Origin of the sequence: Micromonospora sp. AP08, from assembly GCF_008085935.1 — a bacterium.
GTDB classification, from domain to species: Bacteria; Actinomycetota; Actinomycetes; order Mycobacteriales; family Micromonosporaceae; genus Micromonospora; species Micromonospora chersina.
Genome location: NZ_VSEZ01000012.1, coordinates 1 through 20,084, shown reverse-complemented (window position 1 = coordinate 20,084; position 20,084 = coordinate 1). Strand labels below are relative to the sequence as shown.

General features: G+C 74.2%; 17 protein-coding genes. 5 read left to right on the top strand and 12 right to left on the bottom strand.

Features of this window, described 5'->3' with window-relative positions; translation table 11 throughout:
* The first annotated feature begins 12 nt into the window (after positions 1–12).
* Entirely contained in the window at positions 13–2,580 is a 2,568-nt protein-coding gene (locus FXF50_RS20225) for a hypothetical protein (protein WP_148430157.1), read from the top strand.
* Here FXF50_RS20225 and FXF50_RS20220 read toward each other — a convergent pair.
* The 4 genes from FXF50_RS20220 to FXF50_RS20205 form a co-directional block, all read right to left on the bottom strand.
* A complete protein-coding gene (locus FXF50_RS20220) occupies positions 2,557–3,204 on the bottom strand; it encodes a nucleoside/nucleotide kinase family protein (RefSeq protein WP_148430155.1) in 648 nt (215 codons plus the stop codon). The two genes, FXF50_RS20225 and FXF50_RS20220, sit on opposite strands and share 24 nt — an antisense overlap.
* Positions 3,204–3,845 carry an SIMPL domain-containing protein gene (locus FXF50_RS20215; protein ID WP_148430153.1) on the bottom strand — a complete coding sequence of 214 codons (642 nt, stop codon included), beginning with the start codon at positions 3,843–3,845 and terminating at the stop codon, positions 3,204–3,206. The genes FXF50_RS20220 and FXF50_RS20215 overlap by 1 nt, the downstream gene beginning before the upstream one ends.
* Before the next feature lie 5 nt (positions 3,846–3,850).
* A complete protein-coding gene (locus FXF50_RS20210) occupies positions 3,851–4,876 on the bottom strand; it encodes a prephenate dehydrogenase/arogenate dehydrogenase family protein (protein ID WP_148430151.1) in 1,026 nt (341 codons plus the stop codon).
* A gap of 76 nt (positions 4,877–4,952) precedes the next feature.
* The gene (locus FXF50_RS20205) at positions 4,953–5,858 is read right to left on the bottom strand and encodes a DUF4034 domain-containing protein (protein WP_148430149.1); all 906 of its coding nucleotides are present in this window, start codon (positions 5,856–5,858) and stop codon (positions 4,953–4,955) included.
* A 217-nt stretch (positions 5,859–6,075) separates the two neighbouring features.
* Between FXF50_RS20205 and FXF50_RS20200 the strand changes: the two genes are divergently transcribed.
* Positions 6,076–7,917, top strand: coding sequence for a M48 family metallopeptidase (locus FXF50_RS20200; RefSeq protein WP_148430147.1), 1,842 nt, complete (start codon positions 6,076–6,078; stop codon positions 7,915–7,917).
* A gap of 52 nt (positions 7,918–7,969) precedes the next feature.
* On the opposite strand, the gene dapC is transcribed toward FXF50_RS20200, so the two are convergent.
* Together dapC and fdxA are read right to left on the bottom strand one after the other, a co-directional pair.
* Entirely contained in the window at positions 7,970–9,079 is a 1,110-nt protein-coding gene (gene dapC, locus FXF50_RS20195) for a succinyldiaminopimelate transaminase (protein ID WP_148430440.1), read from the bottom strand.
* Positions 9,076–9,402 (bottom strand): ferredoxin, encoded by a 327-nt coding sequence (fdxA, locus tag FXF50_RS20190; RefSeq protein ID WP_007464872.1) that lies wholly within the window; start codon positions 9,400–9,402, stop codon positions 9,076–9,078. The genes dapC and fdxA overlap by 4 nt, the downstream gene beginning before the upstream one ends.
* A gap of 79 nt (positions 9,403–9,481) precedes the next feature.
* Here fdxA and FXF50_RS20185 point away from each other — a divergent pair, with 79 nt between their 5' ends.
* Entirely contained in the window at positions 9,482–10,432 is a 951-nt protein-coding gene (locus tag FXF50_RS20185; protein ID WP_148430145.1) for a GNAT family N-acetyltransferase, read from the top strand.
* A gap of 68 nt (positions 10,433–10,500) precedes the next feature.
* On the top strand, positions 10,501–11,838 hold the full coding sequence (locus FXF50_RS20180) for a hypothetical protein (RefSeq protein ID WP_148430143.1): 1,338 nt from the start codon (positions 10,501–10,503) through the stop codon (positions 11,836–11,838).
* A 104-nt stretch (positions 11,839–11,942) separates the two neighbouring features.
* Here the strand turns inward: FXF50_RS20180 and FXF50_RS20175 are convergent, their stop codons facing one another.
* From FXF50_RS20175 to mshB, 3 genes are all read right to left on the bottom strand, one after another.
* Positions 11,943–12,407 (bottom strand): hypothetical protein, encoded by a 465-nt coding sequence (locus FXF50_RS20175; RefSeq protein WP_148430140.1) that lies wholly within the window; start codon positions 12,405–12,407, stop codon positions 11,943–11,945.
* 86 nt (positions 12,408–12,493) lie between these two features.
* Positions 12,494–12,967, bottom strand: coding sequence for a hypothetical protein (locus FXF50_RS20170; RefSeq protein ID WP_187399742.1), 474 nt, complete (start codon positions 12,965–12,967; stop codon positions 12,494–12,496).
* Positions 12,968–12,984: 17 nt separating this feature from the next.
* The gene (gene mshB, locus FXF50_RS20165) at positions 12,985–13,908 is read right to left on the bottom strand and encodes an N-acetyl-1-D-myo-inositol-2-amino-2-deoxy-alpha-D-glucopyranoside deacetylase (RefSeq protein WP_187399741.1); all 924 of its coding nucleotides are present in this window, start codon (positions 13,906–13,908) and stop codon (positions 12,985–12,987) included.
* Positions 13,909–13,995: 87 nt separating this feature from the next.
* Between mshB and FXF50_RS20160 the strand changes: the two genes are divergently transcribed.
* Positions 13,996–16,140 carry a prolyl oligopeptidase family serine peptidase gene (locus FXF50_RS20160; protein WP_148430134.1) on the top strand — a complete coding sequence of 715 codons (2,145 nt, stop codon included), beginning with the start codon at positions 13,996–13,998 and terminating at the stop codon, positions 16,138–16,140.
* A gap of 48 nt (positions 16,141–16,188) precedes the next feature.
* On the opposite strand, the gene FXF50_RS20155 is transcribed toward FXF50_RS20160, so the two are convergent.
* From FXF50_RS20155 to FXF50_RS20145, 3 genes are all read right to left on the bottom strand, one after another.
* On the bottom strand, positions 16,189–17,925 hold the full coding sequence (locus FXF50_RS20155; RefSeq protein WP_148430132.1) for an ABC transporter substrate-binding protein: 1,737 nt from the start codon (positions 17,923–17,925) through the stop codon (positions 16,189–16,191).
* 106 nt (positions 17,926–18,031) lie between these two features.
* Entirely contained in the window at positions 18,032–19,018 is a 987-nt protein-coding gene (locus FXF50_RS20150; RefSeq protein ID WP_148430129.1) for an ABC transporter permease, read from the bottom strand.
* Positions 19,019–19,030: 12 nt separating this feature from the next.
* Positions 19,031–20,038: an ABC transporter permease gene (locus tag FXF50_RS20145; RefSeq protein WP_148430127.1), complete on the bottom strand. Its 1,008-nt coding sequence runs from the start codon at positions 20,036–20,038 to the stop codon at positions 19,031–19,033.
* Positions 20,039–20,084 lie beyond the last annotated feature (46 nt).

Here is a 20,084-nt window from a genome sequence, read left to right as displayed (position 1 = left end):
CCAGGGGGCGCGATGGAACGGGTGCTCGAACTGCGGGTCCACGGGGTGTCGAACACCCCGCCCGACCAACTGCTCGGGCTACGCACCGGCCCCGGCGGTGACGGGGCGCAGCCCGGACTGGTCGCCGGCGGGCCGGTCACCGGCTTCTACCGCGCCAGCACCGCCGGCCGGGACGACCCGATCACGGTCGAGGCGTACAGCTGGGGGCAGTTGACCTCCGGCGCGCGAACCCGGCGCGACGTCGAGCGGGCCCTGTGGACGCTGCTGCTCCCCTTCACCCTGGCCAACGTGGCGCTCTACGCCCGCACCGGCATCCCGGCGGACCCGGACCGGGAACGCTGGGCCAGCCGCTCCGGGATCACGGCCTGGCTCATCCGCCTGTTCTGCCTGAGCCTCACCGCCTCCCTCGTCCTCACGGCGACCGGCATCGGCGTGGACCTGATCGGCTGGCAGTGCGTCGGCCTGGACTGCCTCGGCCACCTCCCCGGCCCGTGGGAGTTCCTCGGCAACCAGTGGTGGCGCCAGGACACCCGGGCGCTCGCCGTGGGGTTGCTGCTGCCGCTGCTCCTGCTGGCCGGCCTCGGCCTGGTCGCCTGGCGCACCTACCAGTACGAGGCGGAGCTGCCCGCCGAACCCCACCCCGGCCAGGACGGCTCCCCGACCGAGCGGCCGGAGCCGCTGGAGAACCCGCTCCAGGACCCGACCTTCTGGAACGGCGAGGGGCAACTGCGCCGGGCGGCCGTGCTGCACCTGTGCACCGGGGCGGTGGTCGCGGCGGCGGTGCCGGTGGCCGCGGTGATCATCATGGACCCGCCGCGCGGGCCGCGGGCCGCGGTCGCCTGGGCCACCGTCGGAGTGCTCACCGCCGTCGTGGCGATCGCGGTGGTCGCCCTGGGCCGGCCCTGGCTGACCCGGCGGCAGGGCGCCACCCCGCTCGGCCGGCGGAGCGCCGCCGTCGCCCTGCTCACCGGGCTGGGGCTGGCCGGGACGTTCACCCTCCTGCTGCTGCCCGACGGTCCGGCCGGCCGGGCGCTGTCCGCGTACCGGCCGCCCGTCGGGTGCGTGGCCGACCCGGGCATCGCCGGCTGCCACACCGACCGGTCGCTGCCCGGGTACGACACGGCCGTCGCCTGGCTCACCACGTACCAGTTGCTGCTGCTGGTCACCATCGGCGCGGTGAACCGCTCCGGGCGGCGGGCGCTGGTCGGCCCGGTGGCCGGCAGCGTGCTGCTGCCGCTCGGGGTGGCCTGGATCGAGCGCGGCCTGCCCGGCCTGCCCGGCGCACCGGACGGGCTGAGCGTCTGGATGCTCGCCGTGCCGGCCATCGGGGTCGCCCTGGCCGGGCTGCTGCTGCCGCGGACCCGGCCGGCCGTGCCGGGGCAGCCGCTCGGCGCGTACACCGACCTGGCCTGGGGCGGGCGCGGCCCCGCGCTCATCGCCGGCTTCGGCTGGATGGTGGCCGTGGCCTACTGCGCCGGCCTGCTCTACTGGGTCAGCGACCGGCTCGACAGCCGGGCCGACCCGAGCGGCCAGAGCCGCGTGGTGCCGCCGCTCGCGGTCTTCTGGGCCGGGCTGGCCTGCGTGGTCGGCCTGATCGCCCTGCTCGCGCTGCTCGTCCGGGCGGGCGTGCTGCTCCAGTCGCTGCGCCGGGCCGAGTACGCCGCGCTCACCACCGACGGCGCCGGCCTCTCCGCGCACGACCTTCGCCGCTGCCGCGACGTCAGCACGTTCCGCGCGCTGCACCGGCTGGTCGGCGAGCACGCGGCCCGGCTGGTCGGCTGCTACGCGACCGTCTCCGTGGTGCTGGTGACGCTCTGCTGCGCGGCCGCGCTCTCCCGGAGCCGGCCCAGCCCGCTCGCCCCCTCCGGCTGGCAGACCGTCGTCCACTGGACGGCCAACCAGGGCGACACCCTGCTCGGCTGGCTGCCCGTGGTGATGAGCGGGCTCGGGCTGCTGGTCTACCGCACCGACACGGTGCGCCGCTCGGTCGGCGTCATCTGGGACGTCGGCACCTTCTGGCCCCGCGCCGCGCACCCGCTCGCCCCGCCCAGCTACGCCGAGCGCGCCGTGCCGGAACTCCAGACCCGGGTCGCCGGGCTGCTCGCGCTCCCCCCGCTGCACCCCGACCGGATGGACGGGGTGATCCTCTCCGGACACAGCCAGGGCACCGTCATCTGCGCCGCCATGCTGCTCCAACTGCCCCGCCGCTGGCGGCGCCGGATCTGGTTCTTCTCCTACGGCTGCCAGCTCACCCGGCTCTACGGCCGGGTCTTCCCCGCGTACTTCGGCCCGGAGCGGCTGTGCACCCTGGCCCGGGTGCTCACCTGGCCCGGCGGCCACGTCGCCTGGACCAACTTCTGGCGCGACACCGACCCGCTGGGCTGGCCGGTCAGCGCCGGGCAACGGGACGTGCCGGTGGTCGACCCCGAGGCGCTGCACCCCACCGGCGGCGAGGTGGCCGACCCGCCGATCCGCAACCACAGCGGCTATCCCGAGGCGGCCGAGTTCATCCGCGAACGGGCCGTGGTGGCCCGGCTGCTGCGCCGGGCCGTGCCGTCACCCCGGCAGCCGGTCGGCTAGCCGGACCACCAGGTCGGCGTGCTCCGCCGTGCCGGCGACCCGCCGGGCGTTCGCCTCGTCGCTGCCGAGCGCCCAGGCGCGGGCCTGCTCCGGCGACTTCCCGTACGCCTCGTGCCGGGCGGTGAGCCGGCGCACCCGCAGCTCGGCGTCCAGGTCGAGGAACCAGACCTGGTGCAGCAGCGTGCGCACCTCCTCCCACGGGTCGTCGCGCAGCAGCAGGTAGTTGCCCTCGGTCACCACGAGCCGCACCTCGGGCGGCACCTCGATCGACCCGGCGACCGGCTCCTCCAGGTCGCGGCGGAACGCCGGCGCCCACACCGAGGTCGGCTCCAGCCGGCGCAGCCGGCGCAGGACGGAGACGAAGCCGTTGACGTCGAACGTGTCCGGCGCACCCTTGCGCGCCTCCCGGCCCAGCCGGACCAGCTCCGACTGGGCCAGGTGGAAGCCGTCCATCGGCACCAGCCGGGCGGCCGGGCCGACCTCGGCGACGAGCCGCTCGGCCAGCGTCGACTTGCCCGCCCCGGGCGCCCCGGCGATGCCGAGCAACTGGCGCGGGCCGTCGGCGGCGAGGGCCCGGGCCCGGTCCACCAGCTCGCCGAGCGGGAGCACCTGCGCGGGCGGCATCAGCCGAGCACCGGTTCGCTGATGGTGAACCGCGCCTCGACCGCCGCCTGCACCGGTTGCGGCTGCGGATCCAGCTCCAGCTCGGGGGCGGCCTCCCCGGCCCGGGCGAAGCCCGCCTTGGCCATCATGGGCGGGGCGGCGGCCAGGCCGGTGTCGGCCAGCTCCAGCAGGGCGGTCACCCGGGCGCCGAGCGCCTCGGCGTATTCCCGGGCACGGGCCAGGGCGTCCGCGATCGCGGCGTGCCGCGCCTCCCGGTACGCCGGGCTGTCCGGCCGCAGCGACCACCACGGACCGGCCACCTCGACCTGCTCCTGGTCGGCCAGTCGCAGCATCAGCTCGCCGAGGGCGGTGAAGTCGACAACGGTGACCGTGGTGGTCACGCTGCCGTGGTAGGCCACCACCCGCTCACCCGAGCGCTTCGTCTCCGGCCAGACCCGGAGCTGGCCGGTCTCCCGTCGCTCCACGGCCGGCTCGGCCGCGTCGAGCAGCACCCGCACGGCGGCGGCCCGCTCGGCCAGCCGGGTCAACGTGGTCTCCCGGTCGCGGTCCCGCCCGGTCGCCGTCACCGTGAACCGGGCCAGCTCGGGGGCCACCTCCCGGTACGCCTCGCCGCGTACCGCCACGACCGGTGCGTCCGCCATGGTCCTCAGCCTAGTGGCGGCGTGGCCGGAAGGTGCGCCGTGTAGGTGACCGTGCCGCCCGCCACCCGGCAGCCGGTCAGGTGGCCGCCGGCCGCGCCCAGCCCCCGCAGGTAGGCCAGCTCTCCGGCGTGGTCGGCGGCGGCCGGGAACTCCCGCCGGTGGGCGGTGAACGCGCGCCCGCGCAGGGCGGCCCGGGCGGTGCGGCCCTCGGCCAGCCGGCCGGCCAGCTTGCCGGGATCGCCGGCCCGCAGCGCCTCGGCCAGGTCGTCGAGGTAGGCCCGGACCGCGTCCAACTCGGCCAGCACCCGGTCCCGGTTGCCGAGCAGCATGTTCGCGGTCCGCTCGGGTGGGCCGCCGGCCACGCGGGTGCCGTCGGAGAAGCTGCCCGCGGCGAGCGCCAGCACCGCGTCGCGCAGGGCCGAGCGCTGCACCGTCCCGGCCAGCGCGCCGGCGAGCAGGTGGGGCAGGTGCGAGGCGAGCGCAGCGGCGCTGTCGTGCTCCGGGGCGGACATCGGCACGACCCGGGCGTGAAAGACGTCGATGAGCAGCGCGGCGAGCCGCCGGAACGCGGCCACCCCGGTCGGCCCCGGGCAGAGCACCCACGCCGCCCCGTCGAGCAGCGCGGGGCTGGCCGCGCCGAGACCGGCCCGGTCGGCGCCGGCCATCGGATGGCCGGGCACGAACCGGTGCCCGAGCCCCTGCGTGGTGGCGGCGGTGGCCACCTCGGCCTTCGTGCTGCCCACGTCGGTGAGCACGCAGCGGTCGTCGGTGGCCGCGGCGACCCGGGCCAGCGTCGCGGGCAGGGTGGGCAGCGGGCCGCAGAGGAACACCACATCACGGCCGGCGACCGCCTCCTCGACGGTGTCCGGCGCGCCGACGCCCCGGTCGCCGACCCGCCGCCGGGTCGCCGGATCCGGGTCCCAGCCGGCCACGTCGACCCCGGCGTCGCGGAGCCGGAGCAGCACCGACCCCCCGATCAGGCCGGTGCCGACCACCGCCACACGTGCCTGCCCGCCGGCCCCGCCCACCATCGGCCCACCTCGGCGTCCCGTCGTCCGGAGCCGGCCCGGCCCCGCTGCAAGTCCCGCCGAGAATACCGTCCGGCGCTCAGGCGACGCTGTCGGTGACCTTGCCCCGCCATTTCCGGAACACCCGCACCGGGTTGCCGGCGTAGGCCCAGGGCAGTTCGGTGACCTGGTCACCGATCGTCCGGAACTGCTCGGCCGCCGCCGCGTGGTCGCCGCCGACGGCGAACGCCATGGCGAACATGTTGTGCGGGGTCGGCCAGCCGGCGTACCGCCCGTGCTGGGGGTGTCGTACCGAGTGGTCCGCCGCGGCGCGCACCTCGGCGCGCACCTCGGCCTGCTGGAGGTAACGGTTGTCCTCGCCGGACCGCAGCCTCAGCCAGATCTCCAGGTGCGCCGAGGCCACCAGGTGGGCCAGTCCGCTGGCCGCCGGCGCCTTGGCCGCCGCGGTCCGCGCGAAGTCGAACATCTCCTCGTCGCTGCCGAACCACTTCGCACAGCGGTACTGGAGCATCTGGGCGTGGGCCAGCCGGTGCCAGGGATGCCGGGCGACCACCTCGGCGAAGCGCCGGTGCGCCTCGTCCCGGCCCACCTGGCGGCCCCGTGCCGCGGTGACCAGGAAGGCCCGCGCCGTGGTGTCGTCCGCGTCCCGGCCGGCGACCTCGTCCAGCAGGTTCTCGGCGAACGTCAGCCGCCGGTGGAACTCGCGGAACTGCTCCTCGCGGGTCCGTGAGGCCGAGGCGGAGCCCCGCGCCTGCCACGCCCAGTGCACGGCATGCGTGCCCCGGACCAGCAGGGGCAAGGTCGAGCGGGGCTCGGCGTCGGCCCACTCGCCGATCCACTCCTGGACGTCCGGCACCCGGCCGGCCGCGTACATGCAGAAGGCCTGGTCGTCGGGATCGGTCACGGTGACCAGGACGTCCCGGGCGGCCCGCCAGTCCCGGTCCCTCAGCGCCGCGCAGAGCGCCTGCGCGGCGGGATCACCCATCGCCGGATCCACCGCCAGGCCCGCGTCGTCCTGTCCCGTCCTTCGCCGGAACGGCCACATGTCTCGCTCCTCCCCCGTGCAGGTCGTCGCAGATCGTAGGGGCGAGGACGATGCGGACGGAAGGGGGTTGAACGAGTCGAACTCACGTCGTACGGTCCCCCGGCGGCCCGACCGGCATCGACGGGGGACGGGCCCTTCACACGGGGAAAGGAAGCACATGTCCGCGACATACCGGGCTCTCGCCTCGGTGGTCATGTTGATCGGTTTCTACGTCGTCGCGCTGCTCCAGCTCGCGGCCGTGGCCGCGCTCGGCGTCTGGCTGTTCAGCCACACCAGCGGCCTGGTCACCGGCAAGCTGCTGCTCCCGCTGGTGGTCGCCCTCGGCGCCGTCGGGGTCGGGCTCTGGAAGGCCATCCGTACGAAGAACGAGCCGGCGCCCGGCCTCATCCTGGACGAGCGGGCGGCGCCGTGGCTCTGGGCCACGGTGCGGGAGCTGGCCACCGCGGTCGGCACCCGCGCGCCCGACGAGATCCGCCTGGTGCCCGAGGTGAACGCGGCGGTCGGTGAGCAGAGCCGCCTGCTCGGCCTGATCGGCGGCCGGCGCACCCTCTACGTCGGACTGCCGCTGCTCCAGGCCATGCGGATCGACCAGCTCCGCTCGGTGCTGGCCCACGAGCTGGGCCACTACTCCGGCCAGCACACCCGCTTGGGCGGGGTCGCCTACCGGGGCCGGCTGGCCATCGGCGAGACCATCGAGCGGATCAGCCCGCGCAACCCGATCGGCTGGGTCTTCAAGCAGTACGCGAAGCTCTACCTGCTGGTCGACAACGCCGCCTCGCGTCGCCAGGAGCTGGAGGCTGACCGCGCCTCGGTGCAGATCGCCGGGCACCAGGCTGCGGCCTCGGCGCTGCGGACCCTGCCCGCCCTCGACGCGGCCTGGCGCTTCTACGAGACCCGGTACGTCGACCCGGGCTGGTCGGTCGGGCTGGCGCCGGACGACTTCTTCGGCGGCTTCGGCCACCTCCTCCAGGCGCGTCGGGACGAGATCGACGAGCTGCGGGAGAACGCCCCGGAGGGGCCGGCGTCCCGCTGGGACACCCACCCGCCGATCGGCGCCCGCGTCGCTGCGATGGACCAGATCCCTCCGGTGCACGTCACGCCGGACGACCGGCCGGCGTGGACCATGCTCGCCGACGTGGTGGGCGCCGGCCGGGCGCTCCAGAGCCTGATCGTCGCGCACGGCTCCCGCCGCCTGCTGCCCTGGCCGCAGTTCATCGCCGAGTCGATCGCCGCCGGGGTGCAGCAGCGGGCGGACCGGATCTACCGCGCGGCCGGCCGGTTCACCGGCACGCCGGAGCCGGGCCTGCCCACCGTGCTGGACCTGGTCCGCGCCGGCCGGCTCGGTGAGTTCGCCGAGCAGTTCTTCACCAACGCCACCCGCCGGGAGGCGGCGGCCGCCTTCGCCGGCCCGATGGAGACGCTGCTCGACAACGCGGCGGTCCGCTCGGGCCGGGCGTACTGGCAGCTTTCCTGGTCCGGACCCGCCCGGCTGGTCGGTCGCTCCGGCGAGCCGTGGGACCTGGCCGAGATCGCCAAGCTGGCGGTCGCACCGGAGACCCTGGACGTGGCGCTCGCCCGACTGGCCGAGCTGGGCGTCGACGTGCGGCAGTCGACGGTGGTTCAGACCCGGGCCTCGGCGCGGAACGCCGACCTGATCGCCGCGCTCGCCAACATCAAAATCGACGGCCGGGAACACGACGTGTACGTGCTGGACAACGGCCTGGTCCTGGTCCCCGACCCGGGGAAGGCGCACGAGGGTGAGAAGCGGCTCAAGGAGGTGCTGAGCGCGACGCCGGTCGCCGAGGTGGCCAGCCGGAACCCGTTCCTGCCCTACGAGGAGATCCGCTCGGTCGAGGTGACCAAGCGGGTGCCGCTGAAGGCGGCCATCACCCTCCACGACGGCCGAACCGTGCAGGTGCAGGAGCTGATGGCCAGCGAGTTCCTGGAGAAGCACAGCCGGGACACGCTGCTGCGGGTGTTCGAGCAGATCAACGACTGACCCGGTCGCAGGCGGCCGGCCCTTCTCGGGCCGGCCGCCTCGGCGACGGTGGTCAGAGCTGGGCGAGCCGGCCGGCGACGGCGTCGACGTGCTCGTCGGACTCGGTGAGCGCCACCCGGACGTGCCGGGCGCCGGCCGGGCCGTAGAAGACGCCGGCGGCGACCAGGATGCCCCGGCGGGCCAGCCAGTCGACGGTGTCCCAGCAGTCCTCGTCCCGGGTCATCCAGAGGTAGAGCCCCGCCTCGGAGTGCTCGACGGTGAAACCGGCGCCGGTGAACGCGGCGTACAGCTTCTCCCGCCGGACCCGGTAGCGCTCCCGCTGCGCGTCGGCGTGCCCCTGGTCGCCCAGCGCGGCCACCATGGCCGCCTGCACGGGGGCCGGCACGATCATCCCGGCGTGCTTCCGGATCTTGAGCAGCTCGGCCACCAGCGCCGGGTCACCGGCCACGAAGCCGGCCCGGTAGCCGGCCAGGTTGGAGCGCTTGGAGAGCGAGTGCACCGCCAGCACGCCCTCGTACGACCCGCCGCAGACCTCCGGCGAGAGGACCGAGACGGGCTCGGCGTCCCAGCCCAGCGGCAGGTAGCACTCGTCGCTGGCGACCACCGCGCCGCGCTCGCGCGCCCAGTCGACGACCTTGCGCAGGTGACGGGCGGGCAGCACCCGCCCGGTGGGGTTGCCGGGCGAGTTCACCCAGACCAGCCGGACGCGCGGGTCGGGACCCAGGGCGGTCAGCGAGTCGCTGCGCACCGTGGTGGCGCCGGCCAGCCGGGCCCCGTCCTCGTACGTCGGGTAGGCGATCGACGGCACCACGACCACGTCGCCGGGGCCGACGCCGAGCAGCGTGGGCAGCCAGGCGACCAGCTCCTTGGAGCCGATCGTGGGCAGCACGCCGAGCCCGTCGACGCCCGCACCGCAGGCGCGGGCCACCCAGGCCGCGATGGCGTCCCGCAGCGCGGGGGTGCCCGCGGTCAGCGGGTAGCCCGGCGCGTTCGACGCGTCGGCCAGCGCCTGCCGGATCAACGCCGGCACCGGGTCGACCGGCGTGCCCATCGAGAGGTTGATGAGACCGTCCGGGTGCGCCGCGGCCGTCGCGGCCGCGGCGTCCAGGGTGTCCCAGGTGAAGTCGGGCAGCCGCGACGAGACCGGCGCGGGCCGGTTCAGTGGCCCTCTCCGCGCGGCGGCTGCGCGGCCACGAAGGTCGCGTCCTTCTCCACCTTGCCGATCTTGGAGGCGCCGCCCGGCGAGCCCAGGTCCTCGAAGAACTCGTAGTTCGCCCCGGTGTAGTCCTTCCACTGCTCCGGGACGTCGTCCTCGTAGAAGATCGCTTCGACCGGGCAGACCGGCTCACAGGCACCACAGTCGACGCACTCGTCGGGGTGGATGTAGAGCATCCGGTTGCCCTCGTAGATGCAGTCGACCGGGCACTCCTCGATGCATGCCTTGTCGAGCACATCCACGCACGGCTCGGCGATGATGTAGGTCACCGGTCTTCTCCTCCGCAAGACTCGCCGCGATCATCCGCGACGGTTAGAGCCTAGTATCTCGCCGGGGAGGGGGTCGATCGTGCTCCGACAGCAGGACGTGGGACACCGGATCGTGGTCCGCCGGATTGTGGGGATTCGCGAAGGCCGACCGCTCTTCTCGGACGCGCTCGGCGAGCTGGTCGAGCTGAGCGAGACCCACATCACGCTGGCCACCGACCGGGGCCGGCTGCGGGTCCCGGTCGGCCAGGTGCACCGGGCGAAGCGGGTGCCGCCGGCCCGCCGGCCGACCGCCGCCGCCGTCATCGCGCTGGAGCTGGCCGCCGACGAGGCGTGGCCCGCCCCGGTACGCGGGCGGCTCGGCGACTGGCTGCTGCGCAGCGCCGCGGGCTGGACCGGCCGGGCGAACAGCGCGCTGCCGGTCGGCGACCCGGACCGCCCGCTGCCCGCCGCGCTGGACGCCGTGCAGCGCTGGTACGCCGAGCGCGGCCAGCCCGCGATGGTGAACACCCCGCTGCCGCTGGCCGCGCCGGTCGGCGCCGAGCTGGACGCGCGGGGTTGGACCGCCCGGCCGCCGGTGCTGGTGCAGACCGCGCCGCTCACCGCGCTGCCGCCGGGGCGCCCGGACCTGCCCCCGGTCGGGCTGGCCCCGACGCCGTCGGCGGAGTGGCTGGCGGTGGCCGCCGGCCGCAAGGGCGGGCTGCCCGACGAGGCCCGGCACGTGCTGACCGCCGTGGACCGGATCCGCTTCGCCCACCTCCACGTCGACGGCCGGCTGCTCGCGGTGGGCCGGGGCACGGTCACCGGCGGTGGGCGCTGGCTCGGCCTCACGCTGATCGAGGTGCTGCCGGAGGCCCGGCGGCGCGGGTTCGCGGGCGCGGTCATGCGGGCGCTGGCCGACTGGGGCCGGGCGGAGGGCGCCACCCACGCGTTCCTTCAGGTGGAGCAGCGCAACACCGGCGCCGTGGCCCTCTACCAGGGGCTCGGCTTCACCACCCACCACACCTACCTGACCCGGGTCGCCCCGGACTGATCGAAGGGTTCCGGCAGGTCGTCCGGGGTACGGAGATAGCCGTACCCCGGTGAGGAAGGACCTGCTCGATGGCCAAGCAGCACACGGCGCGGCGCGGCAGCGGCGCGGCGGCGACGAAGAACCAGCCCGGCAACCAGACGCCGAACACCCCCGACATCAACGAGAGCGAGATCGCCCGTCTGAAGGTCGACCAGCTCCGCGACCGGCTCCGCCGGCGCGGCGTCACCGGCACCGCGGACATGCGCAAGCCGGACCTGGTCGACGCGCTCATCCAGGCTCTGCGCGAGGGCCGGAAGACCACCCGTTCCCGCGGCGGCTCGGGTTCCGGTCGTGACCGGGCCTCGTCCGCCTCCGGACCCGGCCGGCGCGGCACGGGCGGCCGCCCGGGCACCGCACCCCGTGGTCGCGGCAACGGCGGGGAACAGCCGGGCAACCAGACGCCCAACACTCCCGACATCAACGAGAGCGAGATCGCCCGCCTGAAGGTCGACCAGCTCCGCGACCGGCTCCGCCGGCGCGGCGTCACCGGCACCGCCGACATGCGCAAGCCCGACCTGGTCGACGCGCTCATCAGGGCCCTACGCGAAGGCCGCAAGACCACCCGTTCCCGCGGCGGCTCCGGCTCGCGCGGCGGTTCCGGCTCGACCGCGCGGCGGTCGGGTGGTGAGCAGCCCGGCAACCAGACACCGAACACCCCGGAGGTCAACGAGAGCGAGATCGCCCGCCTCACCGTCGACCAGCTCCGCGACCGCCTCCGCCGGCGCGGCGTCAACGGCACCGCCGACATGCGCAAGCCCGACCTGGTCGACGCGCTCATCAAGGCCCTGCGCGAAGGCCGCAGGACCACCCGCTCCCACGGCGGCTCCGGCTCGCGGGGCAGCTCCGGCTCCCGGGGCGGCTCGGGCTCGACCACGCGCCGCTCGGCAACGCCGGTGGACGCGGCACCGGACGCCACGGAGCTGGCCGAGGTGGAACGGCGAGCGGCGGAACTCGCGGACGTCGCGCCGCAGGCCCCGGAGGTCGAGGAGATCGAGCGCCGCGCCGCGGAGCTGGAGGGCGCCGGCACGGAGGCGACCCCGTTGCCGGCGCTGCCGGCGTCCCCGGCCGACCGCACGCCCGCGGCACAGGACTCGGGCGCCCGCGCCCCGGCGCGCCGATCGGGCAACCACGACGCCATGGCGAACGAAGGCGACCGGCAGCCGGTCCGGGTCAGCGGCGACGTCCGCCCCGGGGCGTCCACCCTGGCGGCGGCGGACCGGGTGGTGGCCTCGATGGTGCCGCCGGAGGTGGACCGGGTGGACGAGGTGGTCACGCCCGAGGGCACCATGATCACGATTGACGCCGGCCAGGCCGTCGAGTCGGTCGACTCGCCGCCCCTGCCCGGCACGCGCAAGCCCCGGCCGTAGCCGGCGCACGACAGCCGCACGCCGCAGCGGACCGGTCCCGCCCGGACGCCGCGCCCCCCGGGGCCGGCGCCGGGCGGGGCCGGCCGCCCGGGCCGGGCCCGGCCTCAGCGGCGGACGACCTTGCGGGGCTTGGTCGTCTTCAGCTCCGCGTAGCGCTTGAGCTGGCGGGAGCGGTAGTCGCGGCCCAGCGCGGTGAGGGTCAGGTAGCCGACCAGCACACCGGCCGCGGTGGAGGCCAGGTAGAGCCAGATCTGGGCGAAGAAGAGGCCGGCGCCGCCCTCGAACGGGTTCTCGCCGACCAGCAGCGGGCCGACGAAGACGGTCAGCGCCAGCGCCGCGACCACCGCAACGGCCAGGTCGCCGGCCCAGTGGCCGGCCGGCCGGTCCGCGCCCCAACGGAACGCCGTTGCGGCCAGGATCAGCCCGATCACCAGGAACATCGCCAGCGACACCCGGCCGGCCGCGGTGTCGTCGTCCGGATAGGCGAACTTGATGACCAGCCGCGCCACCACGTTGACCACGAACAGCGCGGCCGCCAGCACGCCGACCGCACGCCACCGCTGGAACATCGCACGCCTCCCGCCGTACCGCCCGCCCCCACGGTGGGCTCCTGGCAGAGATATCTACCACCGCAACCTGTGCGGCGTCTGCACCCCTAGCGGACGGCCGGCGGCACCACGATCTGCCGGAAACCCATCACGGCGAAGGTGATCGCGCCCGTCACGATCAGCCCGAGGCCGAGCACGTTGTCGCCGCTGAGCGCGAGATCGCCCTCGACGGTGCGGAAGCCGCCCGCGACGATCACCACGAACCAGGGCAGGGCCGGCAGCGCCGCCGCCCAGCGGGTGCCGACCGCCACGTGGGCGAACCAGCTCACCAGCACCGTCAGCACCACCACCGCGGCGATCCCGCCCACCGCCAGCGAGGTGCCGACCAGGGCCTTGCCGGCACCGCCGGACCGGCCCTTCACCACCTCCCAGGCCCAGGTGGCGAAGAGCAGGTCGAGCACCGCGGCGAGGACGCCGGCCCAGACCGCCACCACCCCGCCGGCGACGCGCAGCACGAGGTCGACCGCGCGGCCCGACGGCTCGGGCGGCGCGGCGGGCTCCTGCTCCGGGGCGACCGACATGGGTACGGCGGGCAGCGTCACCGGAGGCCGGCCGCCGTGACCGGGGACCGGTCCGGCCCGTCCAGCGCCAACCCGGCGAAGAGGTCGTCCTCCCAGCCGTACGGGCCGCTGCCCGGACCCTTCTCGCCGACCGCGAGGGTGAAGTACTCCACGCCCATGAACTCCGCGCCGAAGTTGCCGGCGATCGAGTAGAGCCAGGAGTTGGCCGGGATCTGGGTGGCGTGCGCCCGCATCGCCGCCTCCTTGGCGACGTGCTGGTCGGTGGCGTCGACGCGCGCGGCGATCCCCTCGTCCGGGGTGCCGAAGGGCAGCTCGTCCGCGCTCTCGATGCCGGCGAAGGGGTTGTCCGCCGACTCGGTGAACGCGTCCAGGCCGGCCTCCAGCACGCCGCGCGGCATCGCGGTCCAGTAGACCTTCGCCGGGGCGATGCCCTCGGCGGCGGCGAGTTCCACGCCGCGCATGGCCACCCGGTGCGCCTGGATGTGGTCGGGGTGTCCGTAGAAGCCGTTCGGGTCGTACGTGATCATCACCTGCGGGCGCACCTCGCGGATGACCTCCAGCAGGTGGCCGGCGGCCTCGTCGAGGTCGGCCTGCCAGAACGCCCGGGGGTGCTCGTTGGTGGCGAGCCCCATCATCCCCGAGTCGCGGTAGCGGCCCGCGCCGCCGAGGAAGCGGTGGTCGGTGACGCCGAGCGCCGCGCAGGCGGCCGCCAGCTCGCCGATCCGGTAGCCGCCGAGCTGGTCGGCCTCGGCCGCGGCGAGCTGGGCCAGCGCCGGCACGTGGATCTCGCCCTCCTCGCCCAGCGTGCAGGTGACCAGGGTGACGTGCGCGCCGGCGGCGGCGTAGTGCGCCATCGTCGCGCCGGTGCCGATGGACTCGTCGTCGGGGTGCGCGTGGACCAGCAGCAGGCGTCGGTCGGGCAGCGTCGTCACGCCCGTCACTCTAACCGGCGGTCCTGCCCGCTCGATGCTTACGCGTCCGCCCAGGTCGGCCACATCACGCCCGGGGCGCGCCTACTCTCTACAGGCGTGGACTTTCCCGAGCTGGCCGCCCGCACCCGTCGGTTCAGCCACGGGGCGCCGCGCTCCGTCTCCGTCGCCGACGACGGCTCCCGGGTCATCTTCCTGCGCTCGTCGGGACCGGAGGACCCGGCCGACGCGCTCTGGCTGCTCGATGTCGCCTCCGGCGAGGAGCACCTCGTCGCCGACCCGGCGGTGCTGCTCGGCACGGACGGCGAACCGGTCGAGCTGGCGCCGGGTGAGCGGGCGCTGCGGGAGCGGCTGCGGCTCAGCGCCGCCGGCATCGGCTCGTACGCCCTGGACGGCGCCGGCCGGGTGGCCGCGTTCGCGCTCGCCGGACGCCTGTTCCGGGCCGACCTGGTGCACGGCGACGTGGTCGAGGTGGCCGCCGTCGGTCCGGTGATCGACCCGCGTCCCGATCCGACCGGCGAACGGCTGGCCTACGTGACCGACGCCGCCGAGGGGGTACGCCGGGGCCAGCTGCGCGTGGTCGAACCGGACGGCACGGACAACCTGCTCGCCGGCGAGGACAGCGGGGTGACCTGGGGGCTGGCGGAGCACATCGCGGCCGAGGAGTTCGGCCGGTTCCGCGGCTACTGGTGGTCCCCGGACGGGCGCTCGGTGCTGGCCGCGCGGGTGGACGAGTCCCGGCTGGACCGCTGGTACCTGCACGACCCGTCCGACCCGGCGAGCCCGCCGACGTCCGTGGCGTACCCCCGCGCGGGTGGGCCGAACGCGGAGGTCAGCCTGCACCTGCTCGACCTCGACGGCGGCTGGGTCGACGTGCACTGGGACCGGGAGACCTACCCGTACCTGACCTCGGTGGACTGGGCCGACGGCGGCCCGCTGATCACCGTGCTGCGGCGGTCGCAGCAGCACGGGCTGGTGCTGGCCGTGGACCCACGCACCGGGGAGACGCAGGTCCACGCGGAGCTGGCGGACCCGCGCTGGGTGGAGCCCATCCCGGGCACCCCGGCGCACCTGCCCGACGGTCGGGTGCTGGTCGGCGGCGAGCTGGCCCACGACGGGTACGACGCCCGCTGCCTGTTCGCCGACGGCACCCTGCTCACCCCGCCCTCCCTCTACGTGCGGCGGGTGGTGGGCCGGCTGCCGGCCGGCCCGAACTCGGCGGCGGAACTGTTGGTCGAGGCGAGCGAGGGCGAACCGAGCCAGCGTCACCTCTACCGGGTGCGGACGGCGATCGGCGGCGGGGTGGACGCCCGCCGGATGGGCAGTGACCCCGGCTGGCACACCGCCGCGATCGGCGGCAGCACGCTGGTCGTGGGGGTGGCCTCGCTGGAGCACCCGGGCACCCGGTGGCGGGTCTGGCACGGCGACCGCGAGGTGGGCGAGCTGGGCTCGCGCGCGGCGACCCCGCCGTACGCCCCGCGCCCCACGCTGGTCCGGGTGACCGATCGACGGCTGCCGAGCGCGGTGCTCTACCCCGGTGAGCACGTGAAGGGCACGAAGCTGCCGGTGCTGCTGGACATCTACGGCGGCCCGGGCCACCAGGAGGTGATCGCGGCGCGGGGGGCCTGGCTGGAACGGCAGTGGTGGGCCGAGCAGGGCTTCGCCGTGGTGACCATCGACAACCGGGGCACCCCCGGCATCGCCCCCTCGTTCGAGAAGGCGATCCACCGGCGGGTGGCCGACGTGATCCTGACCGACCAGGTGGACGCGCTGACCGCGCTCGCCGGCAAGCACCCGGACCTGGACCTGGAGCGGGTGGCGGTGCGCGGCTGGTCGTTCGGCGGCTGGCTGGCCGGGTTGGCGGTGCTGCGCCACCCGGAGCTGTTCCGGTGCGCGGTCGTCGGCGCGCCGGTCACCGACTGGACGCTGTACGACACCGCGTACTCCGAGCGCTACCTGGGGATGCCGGACGACGGGATGGACGTGTACGCCCACCACTCGCTGGTCGAGCTGGCCGCCGAGCCGGTCGGCGACCCGGCGCAGGCCCGGCCCATGCTGCTGGTGCACGGCCTGGTCGACGACAACGTGCTGGCCGCGCACACGCTGCGGCTCTCGGCGGCGCTGCTGACCGCCGGCCGGCCGCACGCCGTGCTGCCGCTCACCGGGGCCACCCACATGGCCGCCGGTGGGGTGAGCGAGCGGCTGCTCCGGCTGGAGCTGGACTTCCTCCGCCGGCACCTGTGACGCGCGAGGGCCCCGGCCGGATCGGCCGGGGCCCCGCTCGTCAGGCCGTCACTGCTTCACGTAGACGTTCGTGAAGGCGGGGTAGCCGAAGATGCTGGACAGGTAGATCCCGCCCACCTTGGAGCCGTGCAGGTAGTAGCCCTGCTCGACGAAGAGCGGCACGGCCGGGGCCAGCTCGGTCATGATGCGCTTGTCGAGCTTGGCCCACTCCTTGCCCTGCTCACCGGCGGGCATGGCGAGGATCCGGTCGAACTCCTTGTTGATCTCGTCGCTGTTCACGTACGAGGTGTTGCTGTTGTTCTCGGCCTTGATGGTGCGACCGTCGAAGAGCACCGGCAGGATCGCCGCACCGCTGGGCCAGTCCGCGGCCCACTGGTCGGTCCAGAGGTCGTACGGGTTGCTCTTCTTGCCGACCTCGTCCAGCTTGGCGTCGGTCGGGATGGTCTTCACCGTGATCTTGAAGCCAGCCTTCTCCAGGTTGGCCTTCAGCTGGGTGGCCAGCTCCGGCGAGTCGTCGCTGATGCCGAGCACCAGCTCCGGGGTCTTGCCGGCGAGCAGCTCCTTGGCCTTCTCCAGGTTGCCGCTCGGGCCGGCCGGGTAGGCGTCGTAGTTCTCCCAGCCGATGGTCGACGGCGGCATCAGCGTGGTGACGGCCTTGGCGGACGCCTCACCGCCGTACGCCTTGATGAAGCCGTCCCGGTCGATCGCGTAGTTGAGCGCCTGGCGCACCGACAGGTCGGTGACCCGCTGGGTGTTGATGGTCAGCCGCCACAGGCTGGGGGTCTGGCCGCGCACCGAGCGGTCCTTCAGCGTCGCGTCGCCGGTGACCCGGGCGACCAGCGCCGACGGCACGCCGTTCCAGGCCAGCGCCGCCTGGTCGTCGCCGTTGTCGGAGATCACCCGGTTGGCGCCCGCCTCGGCGTCCGGGCCGTAGTTCCAGACGATCTTGTCCGGGTACGCGTGCCGCACCGGGTCGGTCTTCGGGTCCCAGTTCTCGTTCCGCTCCATCACCATCTCGACACCGGCGGTGTTCTTGGTGATCTTGTAAGGCCCGGAGGAGAACGGCTGGTTGTCCAGGTTGACGCCGGTGTCCTTGTCCGCCTTCAGCGGCGCGGTGTACGGCAGCGACGCCGCGAACGGCAGGTCACAGTGCGGCTTGGCGAACTCGAACTTGAGCGTCTTCGCGTCCGGCGTGGTCAGGCCCGGCGGCAGCGAGGTCTTGTTCGCCTTGAAGTTCCACTTGGTGTCGTACTGCGGGTCGTTGGCGAGCCACTCCTGAAGGTAGGTCGGGCCGCCGGTCAGGTCCGGGTCGAAGGAGCGGGCGATGCCGTACGCGATCTCCTTGGAGGTGATCGGGCTGCCGTCCTCGAACTTCACCCCGTCCTTGATCTTGAATTCCCAGACCTTGCAGTCCTTGTTGACGTCGGTGCCCGGGGTCTCGGCCAGGTCGCCGACCAGGGTCACCTTGCCCGAGCCGTCGTCCTTGAACGTGGTCAGGAACCGGCTGTAGAGCGGGGCGTTCATCAGACCGGCGAACGAGTAGACCCGCTGCGGGTCGAGGTGCGAGATCTTGGTCTCCCGGATCACCCGGAAGGTCCCGCCCTTGGCGGCGCCGGGCACCTCGGCGGCCGGCCCCATCGAATCCTTGGGGTCGGTGGCGATCGAGCCGCTCTGCACCCGGTTCTCACCGGAGCCGCCGTCGGTGCCCTTGTTCTCGCTGCACGCCCCCATCACCACGAGCAGTGCGAGCGCGCCGCCCGTGGCGGCTGCCCTCTTCAGGCGCATCTGCGCCTCCTCCCTATCACGGAGCCTCGTCAGACGACGTAGGAAAACTACGGTTTGTGTAACAGAGAGCGGTGGATTTCTCCACGCCCTGCCGGGTGCCGTTGCGCTATCGCAACCGGACCCGGGGGTCGATGGCCGCATAGAGCAGGTCGACCACGATGTTGGCGACCACGATGAAGACCGCCGAGATCAGCACGGTCGCCATGATGGTCGGCAGGTCACCGGAGCGGACCGCGTCCACGGCGGTGCGGCCGAGCCCCTGGATGCCGAAGGTGGTCTCGGTGATCACCGTGCCGCCGAGCGCGCTGCCCACGTCCAGGCCCGCGATGGTGACGATCGGGGTGATCGCCGCGCGCAGCGCGTGCCGGCCGTACACCTTCCGTTTCGCCACGCCCTTGGCCCGCGCGGTCCGCACGAAGTCCTCGGAGAGCGTCTCCAGCATCTGGGCCCGGGACAGCCGGGCGTAGATCGCGGAGAAGAGGAAGGCCAGGCAGACCCAGGCCAGGACGAGCCCGCTGGCCCACTTCACCGGATTGTCGAAGATGGAGGTGTAGCCCGGCGTCGGGGTGATCCGCAGGTTGTACGTGAAGATCAGAAGCAGCACCGCACCGACGAAGTAGAGCTGCATCGACGCGCCGGCCAGCGAGAAGCCGATGGCCAGCCGGTCCAGCAGGGTGCCCCGTCGTAGCGCCGAGACCATGCCGAGCCCGACGCCGAGCACCAGCCACAGCACCGCCGCCGGGATGACGATGCTCAGGGTCACCGGCAGCACCCGGGTCAGGGTGTCGGTGACCGCCTCGCTGTTGACGTAGGAGTAGCCGAGGCAGGGGGCGTCGCACCGGCCGCCCTGGGAGCTGCCCAGGTCCCGCCCGGTGACGATGCCCTTCATGTAGTTGGCGTACTGCTCGGGCAGCGGGTCACGCAGGCCCAGTTCCTCGCGGACCCGCTCCAACCGTTCGGCGTTGCAGTTCTTCGGGCACATGCCGCTGACCGGGTCGCGGGGCAGGCCGAAGAACATCAGGAAGCTGAGCACGCTCACCGCGAAGAGGGTGAGGACCGCGGTGAGCAGCCGGCGTACCAGGAATCGGGTCATGAGGCTCCACCCCTACCGGGACGACTTCGGGTCGAGCGCGTCACGCAGCGCATCGCCGAGCAGGTTGAAGGCGAGCACGAGGATGAAGATCGTGACGCCGGGGAAGAACACGTACGCCGGGTCGGTCTGCAGGTACGGGATGCTCTGGAAGATCATCCGGCCGAAGTCGGCGGTGGGTTCGAGGATGCCGATGCCGAGGAAGGACAGCGCCGCCTCACCGGTGATGTACGACGGCACGGCGAGCGAGAACGCGACCAGAATCGGCGCCCAGAGGTTGGGCAGGAGCTGCCGGAACAGCATGTGTCCCAGTCCGGCGCCGCTGGCCCTGGCCGCCTCCACGAACTCCCGTTCCCGCAGCGAGATCACCTGGCCCCGGACCAGCCGCGCGGTGCTCGTCCAACCGAACGCGGCGAAGATGCCGATGAGCACGGTCACCTGGAACGCCGGCGGCACCTCCTCCCGCGGGCCGTAGAAGCGCAGCCCCACGGTGGGCACCACGGCGAGGGCGAAGATGAGGAAGGGCAGGGCCAGCGCCACGTCGGTGATCCAGCTGATCACCGTGTCGACGATCCCGCCGAGGAAGCCGGCGAGGATGCCGGCCGCCACCCCGATCGCGGTGGTCACCAGTGCGGCCGCGAACGCGATGAACAGCGACGTCCGCATGCCGTAGATCATGCGGATGAAGATGTCCCGGCCGAGGCGCGGCTCCAGCCCGAACCAGTGGTCGCCGGTGATGCCGCCGACGTAGCCCAACGGCATGCCGTTGCCGTCCAGGAGTTGCTGGAACTGCTCGTTCGGGCCGACGCCGTAGAGCTTGGCGATCAGCGGCGCGGCGAGCGCCAGCACGACGAAGAGGATCAGCACGACGCCGCTGACCATGGCTGTGCGGTCCCGGCGGAGCCGGGCCCAGGCGAGCTGCCCGGGCGACCGGCCGACGACGCCCTGCTCGTCGGGCTTCACGGGGTCGGCGGCCGGCTCCATCTCGGCCCGCGCCACACCCTCGACGGGAGACAGGCTCACTGGGACACCTCCACAGGCTCGCTGGTCGCGACGCCGATCAATCCGC